Consider the following 4,447-nt stretch of genomic DNA (forward strand, 5'->3'; position numbering starts at 1 on the left):
GCCATGCCCCACGCTGACCGCCCGATCGACCGCCGAGCCGTCGTGCAGCGCCACGACGTGACGCTCACGGTTCCTGACCCCGAGTCCGTGCTCACGGTCGGCAACGGCGACTTCGCCTACACGTGCGACATCACCGGAATGCAGACCTTCACGACGTTCCACGACCAGGCCACGGCGATCATGCAGGGCGGCGCCGCGATCAACACGGCGACCATGAGCACCTGGGGATGGCACGAGATGCCGAACCCGGAAGGCTACGTGCTCAAGGACGCGATGTCCGAGCACGTCACCGATCGCGGACCCGTGCGGTATCCCGATCGCCACGACATGGAAGGCGCGATGCGCGGTCAGGTCAGCGATGAGAACCGGCCGGGCGCCTGGCTCAACGCGAATCCCCAACGACTCGACCTCGGCCGAATCGGCTTCTCATTCCACGAGGCGAACGGCGAGTCGGTCTCCGTCGGACCAGAGGTTCTGACCGACACCGTGCAGCTGCTCGATCTGTGGTCGGGGACCATCACAAGCCGATTCCGCTACGACGACGAGTCGGTGCACGTGTCGACGGTGGCAGCCCCCGATGACTCGGTCGTTGCCTTCCGCGTCCAGTCCCCACTGCTCAGCAGCGGCCGCCTGCGGATCTCGCTCCGGTTCCCCTACGCGCATCCGGGATTCTTCCAGACGTCGGACTGGCAGAATCCCGACCGCCACACCTCGACGATCGCGGCCGAGGGGTCTCGGGCCACGATCTCGCGGAAGCTCGACGCTACTGCCTACCTCGTGGCCGTCGAATCCAGCAGCGGATCGATCACCCAGACTGCGCCTCATGAGTTCGAACTGGTGACGGACGCAGAATCACTCGACGTGGTCGTGCGCTTCGCCCAGAACGACGGGGGAGTGCTCCCGTCATTCGACGCCGTCGCGGCGGCGGCGGCGACGTCGTGGGAGCGCTTCTGGCTCTCCGGGGCGGCGATCGACTTCCACGACACGGCAGATGCACGGGCACACGAACTCGAACGTCGGGTCGTGCTCTCCCAGTACCTCACCGCCGTGAACTCCGCTGGGGTGATGCCGCCCGCCGAGACCGGACTGACCACGAACTCCTGGTCGGGCAAGGCCCACCTCGAGATGCACTTCTGGCACGCGGCGCACTTCACGACCTGGGGCCGCCCGGAGCTCCTCGAACGCAGTCTCGGCTGGTACCTCTCGATCCTTCCCCGAGCCAGAGCCACTGCATCAGGCCAGGGATACCCGGGGGCACGGTGGCCCAAGCAGGTCGGTCCGGATGGCCGCGAAAGCCCCGATCCGATCGGCTCGTTCCTGGTCTGGCAGCAGCCCCACGTGTTGTACCTGCTGGAACTGATCTGGCGCGCATCCGCTCCCGAGAAGCGCAGCGCCCTGACTCTCGAATTCGCCGAGCTGGTGGAGGAGACCGCCACGTTCATGGCCGCATTCGCGACCGAGCGCGACGACGAGTTCCACCTGCTGCCGCCGATCATGCCGGCGCAGGAGTTCTACGATGTGACGACAACCGAAGACCCCACCTACGAGCTCGCCTATTGGTGGTGGGGACTCGAGATCGCCCAGCTCTGGAGGGAGCGCTCCGGGCTGGCGCGCGAAGCCGAGTGGTCGAYGGTGCAGGACGGGCTCGCCCGACCGCACATCGAGGGCGACCACTACACGGCGATCGCAACCGAGCCGTTCCTGCGACGCGACGACCACCCCGCACTTCTCGCGGCGTTCGGCGTCGTACCGCCCACTCCGATCATCGATCCCGAGATCATGGTGGCGACCCTCCTCGACGTGCTCGGGGATTGGGAGTGGCCTTCGGCATGGGGCTGGGACTTCCCCATCATAGCGATGACGGCATCACGTCTCGGTCGCCCCGACCTCGCGATCGACGCTCTGCTCCGCGACGAGATCAAGAACCAGTTCACCCTCGTCGGCCACAACGCTCAGATGGGATCCATCCTCCCCATCTACCTCCCCGGCAACGGCTCACTCCTCGCGGCCGTCTCCATGCTCGCCACCACCGGCTTCCCGGATCCCTGGGACGTCGCAACCGAAGGATTCGTTCCATGGCCATGAACTCGATCCGTCCCGGTGAAATCTGGCTCGACACCAATGGGTACCGCATCCAAGCCCACGGCGGATCCCTGTTCTTCGAGAACGACACGTTCTACTGGTACGGCGAGAACAAGGAGTACACGACACCAGGCAGCGGCAACTGGCACTGGGGTGTTCGCGCGTACGCCTCCACTGACCTCTACAAGTGGGACGACCTCGGCCTGATCGTCCCTCCGGTGTTGGATGACCCGAACTCGCCCTTGCACCCCGTTCAGAAGATGGACCGCCCCCACATCATCTTCAACGAGGCCACCGGCAAGTACGTCTGCTGGCTCAAGGTCATGGGGGAGGGCGCCCACGACACCCAGGCCTCGACCGTGCTCACGTCGGACTCGCTGCTCGGCCCCTACGAGATCGCGCGTGCCGGACTGACTCCGTTGGGGATGAGCGCAGGCGACTTCGACCTCGTCGTCGACCCGGCCACTCGGAAGGCCTACTACTACTTCGAGAAGGTGCACACCGACCTCATCTGCGCGGACCTGACCGACGACTACACGGATGTGACGGGGCAGTACTCGACGCATTTCCCTCACCCGAGTCCACCGTTCACGCGTGAGGCGCCCGCCCACTTCGAAAGGAGCGGAACCCACTACCTGGTCACCTCCGGCTCGACGGGGTACTTCCCGAACTTCTCCGAGTTCGCAAGCGCGCCCGACTACCACGGGCCATGGACGGTGCTTGGGGATGCGCATCCGGACGATCCGACGCATACGTCATTCCGATCCCAGATCAGCTGCGTCTTCAAGCACCCCCACAAGCAGGATCTCTACATTGCGATGGCCGACCGATGGCTGCCACAGCTGCCAGACGACATGCCCAACGTCTATGACAGCGTCGCGGCCATGGCGCAGGGTGCGCCTCGTCCGGAGATGCCACCCGAGCAAGCCGCGAGCATGGGTGCAGTGATGGCTGCTGGTGGCGGCGAGAACACCGCGATCGCGGACTACGTCTGGCTCCCCATCCTGTTCGAGGGGGAGATTCCGCGCATCGACTGGCACGACGAGTGGCGCATCGAAGACTTCGACTAGCAGAGCGGCGAATTCGACGCGACGAGCAGGAGCTCCGCGAGTTCCCGAGACTACCGGTGATGACCCGAGACGGGGTGAATCCCCCAAGGGGTCGCAGGTTCAATCCTGTCAGCCCGACCAGAGAAGCCCCGGTAGATCGCAAGATCCGCCGGGGCTTCTTCATGTCGGAAGCGCCGTTGCTGAGGGGCAGGCGTCAAGGTGTGGAGACATCTGCACCGAAACGTCGCGAGTCCGCCATAGCGAGAGAACGCCCCGTCTCCGGCCGATGGAGACGGGGCGATTCGTGTGCGAGCTCAGGCCCCCACCTCAGGCGGCCTGTTGCGCGTCGCTCTCCCGCTTGATCGCCGAGATCTCGAACTCGAGCGTGATCTTCTCCGAGACGAGCCAGCCGCCTGAGTCGAGCGGCATGTTCCACTCCAGGCCGTACTCCCGGCGGTCGATGCGCCGCGTGCCCTCGAATCCGGCACGCAGCGCTCCGAAGGCGTCGGTCTCCACGCCGGTGAACTCGATCGGGATGGTGATCGGTTTCGTGACGTCGCGAATCGTCAGGTCGCCCGAGACGACGAGGGCGTTGTCGCCCACCTCCTCGATCCTGCTGCTCGTGAAGACGACGTCGGGCCACTTCTCCGCGTTGAAGAAGTCGGCGCTGCGCAAGTGGTCGTCGCGTTGCGTGTTGCGGGTGTCCACACTGGCAACCTTGAGCACGATCTCGGCGGTCGACTTGGTCGTGTCGTCGAAATCGACGTGCAGGCTGCCGGTGACGTCGTTGAAGGCACCGCGGACGTTGGCCACCATGGCGTGTTTGGCCGAGAAGCCGATGCGAGTGTGGGCGGGGTCCAGGTCCCAGTCGCCGCTGAGGTCTGGTCGATTGTCGGTCATGATCTCCCCTGAGTCGTTGCACGGACCCGAACAGTCTGTCATCCGCGGGCTGATCGAATGCTCCACCCCCGCCCTCAGCCGCCGCCGATGGCGAACAGGCCCACGATGCCGATGACGTAGAGCACCAGCACGACCAGCGAATCGACGCCCATTCCGAGCACGCGTCGCATCGGGCGGAAGACGAGTCCGACTACGTAGACCAGCGTGAGGAGCGCTCCGAGCGCGGTGAGGTAGATGTCGGCCGCTCCGGCGTCGGGGAGCACGGCCCTGCCGGTGATCAGGGTGGCGACCAGGAAGAGCACCGGGAGGAACGCGTTGCCGCCGAAGATGTCGCTGACGGCGAGGTCGTCGTCGCCCTGCTTCACCGCCTGAAGCCCCGTGGAGATCTCGGGAAGCGACGTCGCGAGCGCCAGGAA

The 4,447-nt window shown here is 65.6% G+C and carries 3 protein-coding genes and 1 pseudogene; 2 read left to right on the top strand and 2 right to left on the bottom strand.

Translation table 11 applies throughout. The features are described 5' to 3' along the window. The coding region (locus AC1DY2_RS16180; protein WP_476763351.1) for a hypothetical protein at positions 1–2,085 on the top strand (2,085 nt) is incomplete at its 5' end. Beyond that, positions 2,076–3,152, top strand: a complete 1,077-nt coding sequence (locus AC1DY2_RS16185; RefSeq protein WP_476763352.1) for a family 43 glycosylhydrolase — start codon at positions 2,076–2,078, stop codon at positions 3,150–3,152. The genes AC1DY2_RS16180 and AC1DY2_RS16185, both read left to right, overlap by 10 nt. A gap of 306 nt (positions 3,153–3,458) precedes the next feature. Here the strand turns inward: AC1DY2_RS16185 and AC1DY2_RS16190 are convergent, their stop codons facing one another. Next, positions 3,459–4,031, bottom strand: coding sequence for a YceI family protein (locus tag AC1DY2_RS16190; protein ID WP_476763353.1), 573 nt, complete (start codon positions 4,029–4,031; stop codon positions 3,459–3,461). A gap of 74 nt (positions 4,032–4,105) precedes the next feature. After that, a pseudogene (locus tag AC1DY2_RS16195) lies at positions 4,106–4,447 on the bottom strand (sodium:calcium antiporter); the annotation flags it as partial.

This window comes from Agromyces sp. P1_H4, assembly GCF_056405255.1.